The 14,786-nt window shown below is 73.0% G+C and carries 11 protein-coding genes; 3 read left to right on the forward strand and 8 right to left on the reverse strand.

What is annotated here, in order from left to right; all coding sequences use genetic code 11:
• Positions 1-3 precede the first annotated feature (3 nt).
• The 6 genes from CNX65_RS15235 to CNX65_RS35370 form a co-directional block, all read right to left on the reverse strand.
• Positions 4-621 (reverse strand): hypothetical protein, encoded by a 618-nt coding sequence (locus CNX65_RS15235; RefSeq protein ID WP_096493660.1) that lies wholly within the window; start codon positions 619-621, stop codon positions 4-6.
• Positions 622-817: 196 nt separating this feature from the next.
• Positions 818-1,729: an SPFH domain-containing protein gene (locus CNX65_RS15240; protein ID WP_096493662.1), complete on the reverse strand. Its 912-nt coding sequence runs from the start codon at positions 1,727-1,729 to the stop codon at positions 818-820.
• A complete protein-coding gene (locus CNX65_RS15245; RefSeq protein WP_096493664.1) occupies positions 1,726-3,861 on the reverse strand; it encodes a hypothetical protein in 2,136 nt (711 codons plus the stop codon). Before CNX65_RS15245 ends, CNX65_RS15240 begins: the two co-directional genes overlap by 4 nt.
• Positions 3,858-4,487 (reverse strand): toll/interleukin-1 receptor domain-containing protein, encoded by a 630-nt coding sequence (locus CNX65_RS35360; protein ID WP_157767667.1) that lies wholly within the window; start codon positions 4,485-4,487, stop codon positions 3,858-3,860. The genes CNX65_RS15245 and CNX65_RS35360 overlap by 4 nt, the downstream gene beginning before the upstream one ends.
• Positions 4,488-4,698: 211 nt before the next feature.
• On the reverse strand, positions 4,699-4,890 hold the full coding sequence (locus tag CNX65_RS35365; RefSeq protein WP_157767668.1) for a hypothetical protein: 192 nt from the start codon (positions 4,888-4,890) through the stop codon (positions 4,699-4,701).
• Positions 4,883-5,341 carry a TIR domain-containing protein gene (locus tag CNX65_RS35370; RefSeq protein WP_157767669.1) on the reverse strand — a complete coding sequence of 153 codons (459 nt, stop codon included), beginning with the start codon at positions 5,339-5,341 and terminating at the stop codon, positions 4,883-4,885. Before CNX65_RS35370 ends, CNX65_RS35365 begins: the two co-directional genes overlap by 8 nt.
• A 436-nt stretch (positions 5,342-5,777) precedes the next feature.
• On the opposite strand from CNX65_RS35370, the gene CNX65_RS15260 reads away from it, so the two are divergent.
• The 3 genes from CNX65_RS15260 to CNX65_RS15270 all read left to right on the forward strand — a co-directional run bounded on the left by CNX65_RS15260 (position 5,778) and on the right by CNX65_RS15270 (position 10,590).
• Positions 5,778-6,563: an inositol monophosphatase family protein gene (locus tag CNX65_RS15260; RefSeq protein WP_096493668.1), complete on the forward strand. Its 786-nt coding sequence runs from the start codon at positions 5,778-5,780 to the stop codon at positions 6,561-6,563.
• Between the two features lie 257 nt (positions 6,564-6,820).
• Positions 6,821-8,770, forward strand: a complete 1,950-nt coding sequence (locus tag CNX65_RS37840; RefSeq protein ID WP_096493670.1) for an ABC transporter transmembrane domain-containing protein — start codon at positions 6,821-6,823, stop codon at positions 8,768-8,770.
• Complete coding sequence (locus CNX65_RS15270; RefSeq protein WP_096493672.1) at positions 8,767-10,590, forward strand: ABC transporter ATP-binding protein; 1,824 nt, start codon at positions 8,767-8,769, stop codon at positions 10,588-10,590. The genes CNX65_RS37840 and CNX65_RS15270 overlap by 4 nt, the downstream gene beginning before the upstream one ends.
• Positions 10,591-11,181: 591 nt before the next feature.
• Here CNX65_RS15270 and CNX65_RS15275 read toward each other — a convergent pair.
• Positions 11,182-11,871, reverse strand: a complete 690-nt coding sequence (locus tag CNX65_RS15275) for a glycoside hydrolase family 12 protein (protein ID WP_096493674.1) — start codon at positions 11,869-11,871, stop codon at positions 11,182-11,184.
• 319 nt (positions 11,872-12,190) lie between these two features.
• The gene (locus CNX65_RS15280; protein WP_096493676.1) at positions 12,191-13,948 is read right to left on the reverse strand and encodes a DUF6055 domain-containing protein; all 1,758 of its coding nucleotides are present in this window, start codon (positions 13,946-13,948) and stop codon (positions 12,191-12,193) included.
• Positions 13,949-14,786 lie beyond the last annotated feature (838 nt).

Genomic DNA, 14,786 nt, shown 5'->3' on the forward strand with positions numbered 1-14,786 from the left:
CCGTCAGGCGGTCCTGGTGAGCGGCTGTCGCATCAGCTCCTGGCCCCCCTGCTTCACCACCAGCTCCGAACCGGTCACCTGGTAGCTGTGGCTCGAGTTCACCGCCAGGAACCCGGACCGGAACTCCTCCGCGGGCAGTGAGATGTGCGTCTGACCGGTCGCGGGCAACCCGCGCCTGCGGCCGTCGTAGTGCGCCTGGCCGTAGGCGTCCCGGCACAGCGTGACCTCGTGCGTCGTGGTCGTGTACGAGGCGATCAGGTCTGAGCCCGCCCCACCACCGGGCAGGAACCGGGCGACCTCCGCGGGGCACGGCGCGGCCTCGGACGCCACGTTCTCCGCCTCGGGTTCCGGGAGCCCCGGACCACCGACCACCTGCGACAGACCTGTCGTCACGGCCGCGACGGCGCCCACCGCGGCGGCCACCAGACCCGCTTGCCGCCACTGGGCGGGGGTGGGATCGCGCCACATCCGGTCCTTCGCCGGACCGCCTTCCTCAGTGGGCTGCCCGCCCTGTCCCTCCGACCGGTGCGGCTGGTGCGGAGGGGTGATCGTGAGCGGCGGGATGTCGTGGTCCTCGCCGGTCGTCGCGACTTCTGGCGTTCCGCTGTCGAAGTCGTTCACTTGCTGGCACACCCCGCAGGCACCCGTGTGCCCGAGGAGTTCGCTGCCGCAGGAATCGCACACCCGCTCGGCGCGCGTCATGGTCGTCTCCGGTGTTCTCGTCGTCGGACGGTTTCCGCCCGTTTCTCCAGGTCAGCGGGATGGTCGTGCGCTTCCCGCCCAGTGGTTCCGTTCGGGTTTCCCCGGTGGTCCCGGTTCAGGGGGACGGTGTGCTGCCGCCCTCGATGACCGGCCCCCGGTCCAGCGCGCCGGGCGAGCGGCGCGTCAGCCGGTTCCTGATGCCCTCGGTGCGTGGCAGGGCGTGCCCGCCGAAACGGGACTCCAGGAACGCGGTGCGCACCGCCGCCGCCTCGTGCGGGGCCAGGTTCCCCTGGTCGAGCAGGAGCTTCACGACCTCCAGCTCCTGCTTCGCCTGCTGCTCCTGCACGGCGTTCTCCCGATCCAGGTACGGCAGCGGATCGCCGTTGTTGTTGATCATCGTCTGGGCGAGCAGCGCGTCCCGGCCACCGCCCGCGACCTCCTGCAGGGCGTCGCGCCGCAGCTGCTCGACCTTGATCGCCCGTCGTGCCTCGGCCAGCTGCTCGGCGTCCGGGCAGGCCGCGGTCACCTTGAAGTCCGACAGCGCGATCCAGTCGGGCTTGGCGGTCCGCGTCAGCGCTTCGCGCACCGCGCGCTCGACCGCGATCGTCGCGAGCGGGTCGTGCCGGTGCGAGACGTGCCGGACGACCTGCTCCACGGACGGAGCCAGGGCCGAGGCCAGGTTGCGCGCCCCGGCTCCAGCCCGATCGTCGCCCACGAGCCGTGCCGGGTCCAGGACGCGGCAGACCATGCGGGTCGTCACCACGAAGCTGTACGCGTGGTCGTTGCTGGGGCCGGTCGAGGTGATCAGCAGGTGCTGGCTCGACGTGTTCACCACGGCGTACCAGTGGAAAGCGCCCCAGCGCAGCGAGGGGACGGGCTGTCCCGGCTCGACGACGACGTGCCCGCCGTCGCGCCGGGTCAGGACCAGCGCGGTGCCCGGCCTGGGCGAGCGCTGCGGCGTGAGCCCGAACCGCTCCACCCGGCCGCTGTCCAGCACCGGGTTGTACCCGTGGTTGGTGGTGGTCATGCGAGGTCTTCTCCAGCCTTCACGAGTTGTTCCAGGACGTCCGCCGCGGCGGCGGAGGGGCGGTCCGCATCGCGGGCCCACCGGTCGAGCAGGTGGCACAGGCGCCCGTAGTCGCCCGGTCCGCGTTCGGCGATGCCCCCGAGCAGGTCGAGCACCGCCTCTTCCACACCGGGATCGGGGGCGTGGTCGAGCATCAGCACCCGGTCCCGCAGCGCGTCGGCAGCCGAATCCGCCACCTCCTCGCGCTCCAGCGCCCGCCCCCACAGCTCGGGGAGCACGTCGGGGTGGGTCCCCGGCGCGGCCAGCGGGAAGCCCGCACCGCGCACCACGTGGACGAACGCGGTCAGCGCCTTGACCGGGAGCTCGGCTCCGGTGTCCCCCTCGCTCCAGAGCAGCAGGGCCTCCAGGACAGGGGCCACCGCCCCCGCTTCCACCAGCGCGCGGACCCCCTCCGCGACCGAGGGCACGGCGCCCCAGCCGCTCTGGAGCGCCAGCGCCAGCAGCACGCGCAGCGCGCGCTCGGGCTCGGCCGCCCCGATCAGCCCACCCGCAGCCAGGCCCGCCGTCGCGGACAGCCGCCGGGCCGTCGCACCCTCGCCGGGCAGCTCCACCCACTCCTGCAGGTGGCGCCACACCGGTTCCGCGTCACCGCTCAGCCCGCCCGCCGCGTTCAGCCCCAGGCTCGCGCTGTGCCGCAGCGTCGCCTGTCCCGACGACGCCCAGGGCATCAGCACGCGGTACAGGCCGTGGGTGAAGTCGCACGAGACGAGCGAGCCCGCCGCGCTCGCGGCCCTGGCGCGCACCTCCACGTCCGGGTGCTGAGCCAGCTCGGTCAACCAGCCCAGCAGCTTGCCCCTGATCCCGTCCAGGTCGACCCAGACCCCGGTCAGCACCGCGTGCCGCAGGTCGGCGTGCCGGAACCGGAGCACACCGGGCCCACCGCCCGTCCTGTCCTGCTCAATCCAGGAGCGCTCGGCCAGCAGGGTTCGCGCGTAGCGGGGCGCGTTGATGCCGGTGCTGCCGCCGAGCTTCCCGCACAGCGCCACTGCGGAGTCGACCACGCTCAGGTAGGTCGAACCCTCCAGCACGGCCGTGGCGAACACCAGCGCCAGCTCGGTGGCTGACGGATCGCCGCCCAGCCACTCCGCGACCTGCTCCCGGACGTCGCGCAGGCGGGCGAGGGCGTCCGCCGGGTCGCCGTCCGCGAGCAGCGCCTCGCCGAGCGCCTTGGCCGCGCGGGTCGCGAACCTCGGGTCGCCCCGCTCGTCGAGCACCTCGTCCAGCGCCGTCGCCGCGACGAGTCCGTCGAAAGCGCCCGGCGAGAACCAGGGCACGGCGGCGAGCAGCCGCGTGCGCACCACTTCCAGCGGGTCCGGGAGCTCCAGATCCTCCAAGACGTGGTCGTTCCGCCTGGTCGCGGTCGCCAGCACGCCCCGCGGTCGCACGGTGACCACCACCAGGTAGCTGTTCTGCTCGCGCAGTTTCCCGGCCGTCGACTCCAGCCACTTGTCGTCGATGGTGTCGGCGCGCTGCCTGCCGCCGGCGGGGCGGTCCACCACCAGCATCACCGCGCCACCGCGCGGCACCCGCCACGACGGGTTGCCCAGCAGGTCGCCGCGCAGTTCGAGCACTTGGAGCGGGAGCTGCTCGCGCCGGAGGACCGCGACGCCGGTGGCCAGCGCCCGCGCCCGCCTGCCGGTCCGCGCCGGACCCGCGAACACCACGATCCGCTGCTCGGCGAGCAGGTCGACCCCGGTCTGGAAGTCCTCCGGTTCGACGTACAGCGCGAGGTCCGCGAGTTCGGCCTCGTGCACCGGGGTGCTCGCTGGGCCGCGACGGCGTCGCTGGCCCGCCTTCGAGGCGGCGATGAAGTCGCCCTCCACGCGGATCTCGCCCTGGAATTGGTTCAGGTGCTCGATGTCGCGGAAGCGCTCCACGGCACTCGCGACGATGTCGCGCCCCCGGCTGGCGCTCAGTCCCGGCAGGGTTTCGGAGAGGTTCCGCAACGCCTCCGAGTAGGAGGTGGCGCTCACGCCGGGGTCGGGGACCGGGACGGCCTGCGGCGGTTGTTCCGGGTTCCCCTCCCGGTTGTCCCCGCCCGGACCGGGCAGGGGGTTCTCCCCGAAGTTCATCGGCCTGCCCGCTTGTCGTAGAAGTTCTTCGTGGCACCCGCGACGAAATTGCCCGCGATGTGCACGGTGTCCGCCTGGGTGATGGTGTTGTGCTTCCCGCTCGCGGTGAACCTGGCGCGGTCCGCTTTCGGCGAGTCGACGCGCGTCAACTCTGGGTAGTCCGCGCTCAGGCGGTTCGCGAGGTCGTCGATGTCCAGGCGCGAGTGCCGGAACCGGATCTCGACGTCCTGGAGGTCGGCCAGGAACCGCAGGTCCTCGGGGAAGTGCCTCCTGAGGATGCGCGGGACGTCCAGCCTGACGGGCACGATCTGCTTGTCCAACTCCTTGGCCAGCAGGATCTCCCTGCGGACGAAGTCGTCCTCGTCGTCGAGCCGCGCCAGCGCCCCTTCCTCGTGATCGCCGAGCCACTTCCGACCCATCACGACCAGCAGGGCGCTGGACTCGCCCACCGCCTCGAACATGCGCTCCTCCCAGCGGGCGCCGGGCGGGATGGATTTAGCGGCGAGGAACACCGCCGAGGAGCCGAAGTGCTCCGAGAGCACTCGGTCCAGGAGGGCGACACCGAAGCGGTCGTCGGCCGCGCGGTAGTTGATAAAGAAATGGGGAACTTTTTCTTTTTTGGGCACGCTGAATTCTTTCGGAAATCGTGGTGGGAGTGGGGTTTGCTGCCGGTGGTGGCGCAAGTTAAATCGTTGCCCAACGGGGGAACCCCTGGCAAGCGGAGCGAGGGGGTTTCCCGTTGCCGGTTCCTTGTCCTTGACGATGTCCTGTTTCGATCCAGGTTCTGCGGCCTCGCCCTGCCCTCGGTCGAGCTCTGACGGGGAAGGAGGGCGACGATCACCTGTGGCGTGGTGCGCCGCGTGGGCGGGTCGTGGTGGTGGGGTGGGTGGTGCGGTCGGGGGACAGCGGGCTCGTGGTGGCGCGGGCGCGGTTGCGGGCGTGTGTCGTGCAGCCCGGTGGCTCGTGCCGCGCCACCACCTCCCGGCCCTCGCCCGGCGCGGTCTGGTCGTCGGTCGTGGGGTCAGCCATCCGCGCCCTCCTCCTCCGGGGACGGGTCGTCCGCGCCCAGCAGGTGGGCCAGCTCCTCCACGTCCATCGGCGCCTGCCTGGACTTCACCTCCACGTCGGGCAAGGACGCCAGGAACCTCAGCGGCTCGGGGAGCAGGTCGGTCGGGACCGGCGGGACCGCCAGGCGGACCGGCACGACGCGCCTGCCCAGGTCCCTGGCGGCCAGGGCGGTCGCGCGCACCGGGTCCGCCGGGTCCGCCAGGAGCAGGCCGCCCTCGGGGGCGTCGTCCAACCAGTGCCTGCCGATCACCAGCAGGACCGCGGACGCCTCGGCGATCTCCGCGCGGGACGCCCCCGCCGGGTTCGCGGTGAACTCCGCGGCGTTGCCGAACCGCTCGGAGAGCGTGTGCCGCAACAGGTCCGCGCCGAACTTTTCGTCGGCCTGGCGGTGGGAGAAGATGATTTTCTGCACGACTGGCACACCTCGCGTCTGCGCGGAAGATCGGGATTTCGGGAAATCGCCGCCTTCCTGCGGCGACAGGGCGAGCCTGCCAGATCAGCGCCCCGGTCCGTCAAGGTTTCCGGCAGACTCGGGGTGGGTTTCCTGTTTCCAGTTGGTTTCCCCCTCGCGCGGTGACCCTATTTCTACGGATAACCGGGAAAGTCCACTCGGGAATCTGCGCGGAACGGGTGGGAATCGGTCGGGAAAAACCGGCGCGCACCGCACAAAGGCGGTGCGCGGGAGCGGGAGCGGTGCTGCGCGGGCTGCGGCGGTGGCGCGCGGTGGCCTCGGGGGCCCCGCAGCGGTCCCGGTGGGGGAGTGGTGATCGACGAGGTGCCCCGCGCGTCGCGCCGGGATACCGTCGGGGCGATCACCCAGCCGCCCGCACCGGGAGCACCGCCGCACGATGACCGCCGAACTGCTGCCCGTCGCCCGCGAGGCCGTCGCCATCGCCCGCCGCACCGTCGTCTCCAGCGCGCCCACGGGCGTGCGCGAGAAGGTGGCCCGCGACGTGGTCACCGACGTCGACCTGGCGGTGGAGGACGCGGTCCGCGAGTTCCTCGCCCGCGAGACGCCGCACCTGGCCTTCGTCGGCGAGGAGCGTGGCCGCAGCGGACCCGACGACGTGCCCTGGTGGGTGCTCGACCCGGTCGACGGCACCTCGAACTTCGCGCGCGGCATCCCCCTGTGCGGCATCTCGCTCGGGCTGGTGGAGGGCCCCACGAGCGTGCTCGGCGTGATCGACCTGCCGTTCCTGGACCTGCGCTACAGCGCCGTGCGAGGCGGCGGGGCGTTCGTCGGCGACACCGCGCTGCGCGCCTCCGAGGTCACCGGGCTGCCGCAGGCCGTCGTGTCGCTCGGCGACTTCGCGGTGGGGGAGGACGCCCGCGCGCGCAACCGGGTGCGCCTCGCGCTGCTGGAGCACTTCGGCGCCCGCGCCCAGCGCGTCCGCATGGTCGGCAGCGCCGCGATCGACCTGGCCTGGGTCGCCGACGGCAGGCTCGACGCCGCCGTGATGCTCTCCAACCTGCCCTGGGACACGGCGGCGGGCGTGCTGCTGGTGCGCGAGGCCGGCGGCCTGGTCCTGGACGCCGGTGGCGCCGACCACACCGTCACCTCGCCGTCGACCGTCGCGGTGTGCCCTGGTCTGCGCGACGCGGTCCTCGACGTCCTGCGCGAGGCCGGGGCCTGAGCGCCGACACCGGACCCGGACTCCCACCGCCCGCGCGCCGCGCACTACTGTCGTCCCCAGCGGCGCCTGGGCGTCACCGCCCGACCGCGTTCCCGAGCGCCACCCCGGAACACCCCTTGAGAAGCAGCACCCCCTGAGCACCGCCCGGAGCGCCACCTCCGGGCAGCACCCGCGACCCCGGTCACCACGTCGGGCGGCGAGTTGTCGTCGTCCCTTGTGGATGGTGTTGGCTTAGTGGGTGACCACGAGGTTTACCCATGTCCCCTGAGCAGAGCGCCGCGGCGCCGCTGCCCGCACCCGAGGCGGGACCCGCGCCCGGCGGCGACCGTCCCCCCGGCGCACGAACCCCGAGCGACGACCGGTCCGGCGGTGACCGGCCCGACAACGGCCGGCGCGACAACGGCCGGCTCGACGGTGTCCAGCCCGGTGGTGTCCAGCTCGGCGATGACCGGCCCAGCGGCATCCAGCCCGGCGGTGTCCAGCTCGGTGGCATCCAGCCCGGTGGCGACCAGTCGGCCCGCGGCAGGGAGGCCGGCGTCGAAGCGCCCGGTCGGGCCCTGCTGCGCGACGTGTTCCGGCGCAACGCCCGGTCCACCGCGCTCGGGTGCGCGTTGTCCGTCGTGCACCAGACCTGCGAAGCGCTGGTGCCGGTCGCCATCGGGCTCGCTGTCGACCGGGCCGTGTCCAGCGGGTCGCCCGCCGCGATCGCGGTCGCGGTGCTCGGGGTGCTGCTGCTGTTCGCGGTGCTCTCCTCCGGTGGCGGCCTGTCGTTCTGGGTGCTCGACCGGACGATCCTCACCGAGGCGCACCGGTTGCGCGTGCGCGGCATCGGGCGGGTGCTGACCGATCCGGCCGTCGGGCAGGACCGCCGGGCAGGCGAGTTGACGAACATCCTCACCTCGGACGCCCGCGCCACCGCCGAGTCGCTGCGCGTGCGGGCCCTGCTGGTGTCCGCCTCGGTCGGCCTGACGGTGTCCGTGGTGGTGCTGCTCGGCGTCGACCTGCTGCTCGGGCTCGGGGTCGTCGTGGTGCTCCCGCTGCTGGTCCTGGGCGTCGACCGGCTCGGGCCGTGGCTGGAGAACCGGGTGCAGGCCCGGCAGGAGGCCGGGGGGCTCGCCGCCGCCGTCGCCGCCGAGCTGGTGCACGCCCTGCGCCCGCTGCGCGGCTTCGGCGGCGTGCCCGAGGCGGTGCGCCGCTACCGGATCGCCAGCCGCCGCTCGCTCGGCACCGCCGTCGACGCGGCCACCGCCTCGTCCGCCCTGGTGGGCGTCGGCCAGATCGCCACCGGGCTGCTGCTGGTCGGCACCACCGCCGCCGCGGGCCTGATGGCGCTGTCCGGGCGGATCAGCGTGGGCGAGCTGGTGACCGTCGTCGCGATGGCCTCCTTCGTCGCCGACCCGGTCCGCTACATCGCCGACTGCGTCAAGCAGATCGCCGTGTCCCGCGCCAGCGCCGACCGCGTCGCCGCGCTGCTCGCCCCCGCCCGCGCCGAGGAGCGCGCCACCGACCCCGAGCCCGGTCCGCTGACCGTGCGCTCGGCCGGGGTCGAGTTCACCCTCAAGCCGGGCGAGGTGCTGGGCTTGGTGGTCGCCGACCCGGCCGTCGCCGACCGGATCACCGCCCTGCTCAACGGCGCGGGCCCCGGCGCGTGGCTCGGCGACGTGCCGCTCGCCGACGTGGACATGCACGTGCGCCGCCGCCACCTGCACGTCGAACCGCACGCCGCCCACCTGCTCGGCGGCAGCCTCACCGCCGCGCTCGACACCGGGCGCGCCACCGACCAGGCCGCCGTCGACCGCGCGCTGGCGGCGGCCTCGGCCGAGGACGTCGTCGAGTCGCTGGTCGACGGCGACCTGCACGACCACGGCGCGAACCTGTCCGGCGGGCAGCGCCAGCGCCTCGCGCTGGCCAGGGCGCTCGCCGCCGGCCCGCCGCTGCTGGTGCTGCGCGACCCGCTCACCGCCGTCGACGCGGTCACCGAGCACCGCGTCGCCAGGGGCGTGCACGAGCTGCGCCACGGCACGGGCGCGGGCACCGTCGTGCTGACCACGTCCCCGCCGCTGCTCTCGCGCTGCGACCGCGTGGTGTTCGTGGCCGCCGAGGCCGAGCGGGCCGGGAGCGCCTCGCACGGGGACGCCTCGCACGCCGAGGGCACCCACGCCGACCTGTCCGCCATCCCCGCCTACGCCGAGGTGGTGCTGCGATGACCACCGCCGAGACGACCACCGCTGAAACGACCACCGCCGAGCCGACCGAGCGGACCACCGAGCCCGTGACCCACCCCACCCTGCCCGTGGCCACCGGCCGCCAGTCGGCCGCCGAGCTGTGGCGGGCCGTGCGCGCCCACCGCTCCGAGGCGCTGGTCGTGCTGCTGCTGACCCTGCTCGCCAGCGCGGGCGTGGTCGCCGGACCGCTGCTGCTGGGCGGCCTGGTGGACGTGGTCCGCGAGGGCGCCACCACCGGCGAGCTGCTCGCCCTGCTCGCCGTCACCGCCGCCGCCGTGCTGTTCGGCGCCGTGTTCACCGCGCTGGCCCTGCGCGCCATGGAGCGCCTGGGCGCCCGGATCTCCGCCGACCTGCGCGAGCGCGTGCTGGCGCGCGCGCTGGCCGTGGAGCCGAAGGTGCTGGAGCGGGTGGGCGTCGGCGACGTCGCCTCCCGCGTCACCGAGGACGTCGAGCACTTCGTCGCGGCCGTCCCGCTGGTGTCGTCGGTGTTCGGCGCCGTCGTCACCGTCGTGGTGTCCGCGCTGGGCTTCGCCTCGCTGGACTACCGGCTCGCGCTCGCGTTCTGCGCGGTGTTCCCGGTGTACGCGCTGGCGCTGCGCTCCTACCTGCCCAAGGCGGGTCCGCTGTACGCGGCCGAGCGCCGGGACGCCGCCGAGCGCGGCCGGGTGCTGCTGGAGTCGCTGCACGGCCTGCCGACCGTGCGCGCCTACGACATGCAGGAGTTGCAGGCCAAGCGGGTCGAGGTGGCGTCCGAGCGCAACGTGAGCACGGCGCTGCGCGCGCTCAAGACGGTGCTGCGCTTCAGCATGTCGATGAACGCCGCCGAGGCCGTCGGGCTGTCCGCGCTGCTGCTGACCGGCTACCTGCTGGTCACCTCGGGCGAGGTGACGGTGGGCGCGGTCACGGCCGCAGCCCTGCTGTTCCACCGCCTGTTCGGCCCGCTGGGGATGCTGCTGATGTCGTTCGACGACGTGCAGCGCGCCGGTTCCGCGCTCGCCAGGGTCGTCGGGGTGCTGCTCACCCCGCGGGAGCCCGAGCGCGCGCCGAGGTCCCCGCGCGGTCCGGTGTCCCTGACCGCGCAGGGCGTGCGCCACTCCTACGACACCGGCCGCGAGGTGCTGCACGGCGTCGACCTGGAGGTCCCGGCGGGCGCGTCGCTGGCCGTGGTCGGGGCCAGCGGCGCGGGCAAGACGACGCTCGCGGCGATCCTCGGCGGGGTCTTCCCGGCCACGCAGGGCCAGGTGCGCCTGGTCGACGACGCCGGTCCGGTCCCGGTGGGCGAGCTGGACCAGGACGGCCTGCGCGACTGGGTCGGCGTGGTCTCCCAGGAGACGCACGTGTTCGCGGGCCCGCTGCGCGACGACGTCCTGTTCTCCGCGCCGGGCAGCACGGACGAGCAGGTGCGCGACGCGCTGGCCGCCGTGGGCGCGGACGCGTGGGTGCGGGCCCTGCCTCAGGGCCTGGACACGCGGGTGGGCGCGGGCGAGCACCCGCTGACCGCCTCGCAGGTGCAGCAGCTGGCGCTGGCCAGGCTCGTGCTGCGCGACCCGCCGGTGGTCGTCCTGGACGAGGCCACCGCCGAGGCGGGCAGCTCCGGCGCGCGCGACCTGGAGCGGGCGGCCGAGGCCGCGGTGCGCGGTCGCACCGCGATCGTCGTGGCGCACCGGCTGACCCAGGCCAAGGCGTGCGACCGGATCGCGGTCGTGGACGCCGGGCGCGTGGTCGAGCTGGGCACCCACGACGAGCTGGTCGCCCTGGGCGGCCGGTACGCGACCCTGTGGGCGGCCTGGTCCCAGCGCTGACCCGACCCAGCGTTGAGCTGTCCCAGCGCTGACCCGACTCGGCGCTGACCAGACCCGGCGCTGAGCTGTTCCGGCGCCGATCCATCCGAGCGCTGATCGTCCAGCGCAGGCCCACGCGACGAGCAGAACGACGACCGACCCGCGCGACGACCAGCGCGAGGACCGATCAGTACAAGGACCGACCAGTACAAGGACCGACCAGCACGACGACCGATCAGCGCGACGACGCTCGAACGCCGGTTCCCACGCGTGACGGGGACCGGCGTTCGGCCGTCACGGCCAGGTTCGATGCGATCCGAATCGGCCAAGCCCGACCCGGCCCGTCCGTTCCAGCGCGCGCTCGTCCGGCGGACCACCGACGGTCCGCGTCACCCGCTCATCCACGCTCACGACACGCGATCCGAAGTAGACCCCGGCGCGGACCCACGTCCACAGCGGGGCCTCCAAGGCCGCGGCACCACCGGCGCGTCCCGGACGCGCCCGTGCACCCAAAACTACCCCGCCCCACGACCACAGTGGCCTGCCCACCGCACGTTCACCCGAAAGATCGGGACCGCGCTCGCGAAGGGAGAGCGCGGCCCCGACCCGCCGTCAGCTCGTGACCGAGAAGCTGGTGGACACGAAGTCCATCCCGCCCGCCGACGAGGTGATCTCGAAGCCGAACTGCACCTCGTCCACCGTCACGTCCCCGTACCACCCCTGGGTGCGGATCCAGCGCAGCACCGCGAGCACGTCCACCGTGCCGGAGTTGGTGTTCGCCGTGCGGATGAACGAGAACACCGCGTTCGAGCCGTTCGAGCCCCGGTGCACGTCCCAGGTGTGCCCGCCGACGCTGACCGTGGTCTGCTTCGACCCGATCGGCCCGACCGCGCCCTGCTTGTTGGCCCAGATCATGATCTCGTAGGCGTGGTTGTCCGCCCAGATGTCGTACGCGGTGGCGTAGGCCCCGCCACCGGGCCTGGTGACGGTGAACGAGCTGCGGAGCGCGCTCAGCGCGCTGAGCTTGCGCCCGATCGCCTTCGCCGAGTGCGGGTAGGACTTGACCCCGCCGGTGTTCGGGTGGTCGGCCCACACGCCCCAGTTGCTGTAGCTGTTGGCCCAGATGGTCTGCGGCCCCACGCCGCTGCCCCACACGTCGTTGCGGACGGTGTAGCCGCCGTTGGACCAGGTCCCCCACTTGTCGGTCGACGACCAGACCGCCGCGCTCGCCGCACCGGTCGAGGCGAGGAGCGAGGCGACGACCGCGAACACCGCGAACGCGGCGCGAATCCTGTTCACCATGAACCACTTCCCCGGCGCCGTGCGCGACGGCGCTGCCGTGTCGGGGCGGCGGTGCGAGCAGTCTCGCAGCGTCCGGGACCACCGGTCAACCGGGGAAAACCCTTGTGCGCGAACGGGGTCGAACGCGGAACGCCCGCGTTCGACCCCGTTCGACCGGTCGACGCCCGAACGCCGGACCGGGTGCTGCTCGGGGCCCGCCGCGCGCGGGGGAGCGCGCGCGGCGGGCGTCCACCGACCCGTCCCGCCCGGAAGGCGGCGCGGGTGATCGGTTGGCGCTGAGCCTAGGGGGCCGGCCCCTCGGCGTGCCAACCAGCCTCGGCTAGCGCAGGGCCAGGTCCGAGGTCGGGAACGTGCCGTGCGCCGGGTTGACGTCGGTCTCCCCGGCCCTGCCGTCGCAACCCCGGTCGGGGTTGAACGCCAGGTACGTGCCGGACGAGCAGGCGATCGCGAACTCGGCGTCGCCGCCGACCACGACGTTGCCCGACAGGTTCGCCCCGTCCTGGACCAGCGCGTTGTCCCGCACGACCGCGTTGCCGCCGACCGTGCCGCCGTTGACCCAGCCCAGGCCCTCGATGCGCGCGTTGCCCTGCACCGAGGCACGGCCCATGACGGCGGCCTTGGGGCCGACGTACGCGCTCGCGGCCACGTTCGCGGTGTTCGCGACCCAACCGCCGCCGTTGCTGTGCCAGCGGCCACCACCGGTCGCCGCGGGCTTGACGTGGTTCGGCTCGAACCCGGACGGCGTCGCGCCGGACACCCGGAACTCGTACGGGTAGCGCTTCGCGGCGTTGTAGCCGTCCAGGAACGCGTAGCGCGGCACCGAGTTCGGCGTGCCGGTGACGACCAGGTAGACCTCGTTCTCACCGGACTGGAGCTGGAAGTCGATCTGCCCGTCGGTGGCCACGGTCACCGGCGAGTAGCGCGGGCTTCCGCCGTTGCGCAGCGCCACCATGCCGAACGCCCAGCCCGCGGCGCCGGTCTCGGTGTGCCCCTTGACGCGCACCTTCACCAGGCCGCCGTTGGTGGTCGGCACCATCTTGATCTTGTTGAAGCCGTAGTCGGACGGCGCGGTGCGGGTGTTCATCCGGAAGTGCCCGGCGCCCGCGTCCACCGCCTCGACCAGACCGCCGTTGTACGCCTTGAGGAACCCGGAGCCGTACACGTTGTCGATGAAGGGCATCAGCGTCGAGCGGTTGCCGAAGTCCCACGTGACGTTGCGGGTCGCGTACTCGCCGATCCGCCGGTTCAGCTCGGCCTGGGTGATCCCGGCGATGCGCCGGTAGGTGTCCAGCGGGTGCTCGGAGCTGGTGGCCTCGTTCCAGATGCGGTTGAACATCGCCAGACCGTCGCGGTCCTTGACGTACTGCATCAGCATCCAGTTGCCGTAGTGGTGGCGGCTGGAGCTCCAGTACAGGTTCTCCGAGCGCAGCCAGCGGGTCAGGTCGCCCGCGGCCGTGGTCGGCAGCGCCTGCATGGCCATGAACTCCGCGCTGGTCTCCCAGAACGTGCCCGAGTGCGGCGCGGTGAAGCCCACCCCGGAGCGGCCCAGGAAGGTGTAGTTCTGGAAGACGTGCGCCAGCTCGTGCGCCAGGCCCCACGAGCCGGGCAGCGCCGCGCCGGGCGCCACGTTGATCACGCCGACCCGGCCGTCGGTGGAGCCGCCGGTCGCCCAGGCGTCCAGCGCGGTCCGGTTCCAGGTCCGGGTGACGATCACGATGATCTTGTGCTGGGCGAGCAGCCCCGTCTCCGGCGTGAACTTCATCGTGTTCACGTAGAAGCTGTAGAGGTTCTCCAGCTGGGTGATGACGCTGTTCGGGTCGAAGTTGTAGGGGGAGGGCGCGGCCGCCGGGTTGGCGCCGGACTTCTCGCCCCACAGCAGGATGAAGTTGTCGGACTCGCGGGTCCGCTCCTGCGCCCAGGGGACCTCGCCCGTCTGGGTCCAGCGCGCCGGGATGTAGACGGACTTGGCCGCCGCGCTCGCCGCGGTGGGCTGCACGAGCCCCGCCGCCAGCACGCCGACGACCAGGGCCGTCACCCAAGCGCGCAGCGGCCTCCGCCGTCCTGATCTGCCGATCATTGGCCTGCACACCTTTCGGATCGACGCGGTCCGACCGTCCACAGTGGTCGGACCGATCGGGCGGGAGCCGCTGGGGGACGGCGGTTCTCCCCGGTGGCGCTCCGCCCGGCGGTGGAGAGCATGGAGGACGAAAACGGTTTCGGCAAGGTTTGTCGAACGGGTTAGGGGTGTGGTCGATCGCGCCCCGAACGTGGGCGGGCCGCACGGTCGCGCGCACTGCTCGGAGGGCGGCGCGGCCCGGTGCCGATTCCGCCTGCCGCTGCCCCCTCCTGCCGTGTTCCGGTCAGGTGTTCCGCTGCGGGGCCTCCGGGGCGAGGAAAAAACTTCCAGGTTTTCCTCCGGATGCCGGCTTGGGATTCCGGTGTCGGCGGACGCTGTGCTCGTGCGGGAACTCGAATTCGTCGTGCCCCGGCCATGATTGGCTGCGCTGCGTCCGTACGGGTGTTTCCGGTATCCGATCTTGTGTCGTGGGTCACAGGTGGCGCTCGTCGGGTGGTGGCTGTTTGGGAAAAAGACCCACCGGTGTCCGTTCTCGCTCGGTTTAGGCCGTGTCGAGAGGTTTTCCGGCTGTCCGAAGCCCTCTTCTCCGCTGCTAGACGTCTTCTGCCTGCTTGCGCCGAGGTGGAGGTGAAACGGTGGCTGTCGAATTCCGCGGTGCACTGACCCGATTCACCGTCGGATTGGCGTAGCGTGACCGAAGTGTCCGCGCGGCTCGTCCGTGCGTTCGGCGCAGTTGTCGACGCCGTAAAGACCAGTGCTGCCCGACTTGCTGTTCTGGTACGTTCCGAGATGGTTGTTGCTCACCTGGGGGTGTAGCTGACCAATGAGTCGAGTCCCG

Origin of the sequence: Actinosynnema pretiosum, assembly GCF_002354875.1 — a bacterium.
Classification (GTDB): Bacteria; Actinomycetota; Actinomycetes; order Mycobacteriales; family Pseudonocardiaceae; genus Actinosynnema; species Actinosynnema auranticum.

What these genes read in the sequence shown, in the direction of transcription:
- CNX65_RS15240 (WP_096493662.1), bottom strand. Translation starts at nt 1,729, where the DNA reads ATGACCACCACCAACCACGGGTACAACCCGGTGCTGGACAGCGGCCGG.
- CNX65_RS15245 (WP_096493664.1), bottom strand. Translation starts at nt 3,861, where the DNA reads ATGAACTTCGGGGAGAACCCCCTGCCCGGTCCGGGCGGGGACAACCGG.
- CNX65_RS35365 (WP_157767668.1), bottom strand. Translation starts at nt 4,890, where the DNA reads ATGGCTGACCCCACGACCGACGACCAGACCGCGCCGGGCGAGGGCCGG.
- CNX65_RS15260 (WP_096493668.1), top strand. Translation starts at nt 5,778, where the DNA reads ATGACCGCCGAACTGCTGCCCGTCGCCCGCGAGGCCGTCGCCATCGCC.
- CNX65_RS37840 (WP_096493670.1), top strand. Translation starts at nt 6,821, where the DNA reads ATGTCCCCTGAGCAGAGCGCCGCGGCGCCGCTGCCCGCACCCGAGGCG.
- CNX65_RS15270 (WP_096493672.1), top strand. Translation starts at nt 8,767, where the DNA reads ATGACCACCGCCGAGACGACCACCGCTGAAACGACCACCGCCGAGCCG.
- CNX65_RS15275 (WP_096493674.1), bottom strand. Translation starts at nt 11,871, where the DNA reads ATGGTGAACAGGATTCGCGCCGCGTTCGCGGTGTTCGCGGTCGTCGCC.
- CNX65_RS15280 (WP_096493676.1), bottom strand. Translation starts at nt 13,948, where the DNA reads ATGATCGGCAGATCAGGACGGCGGAGGCCGCTGCGCGCTTGGGTGACG.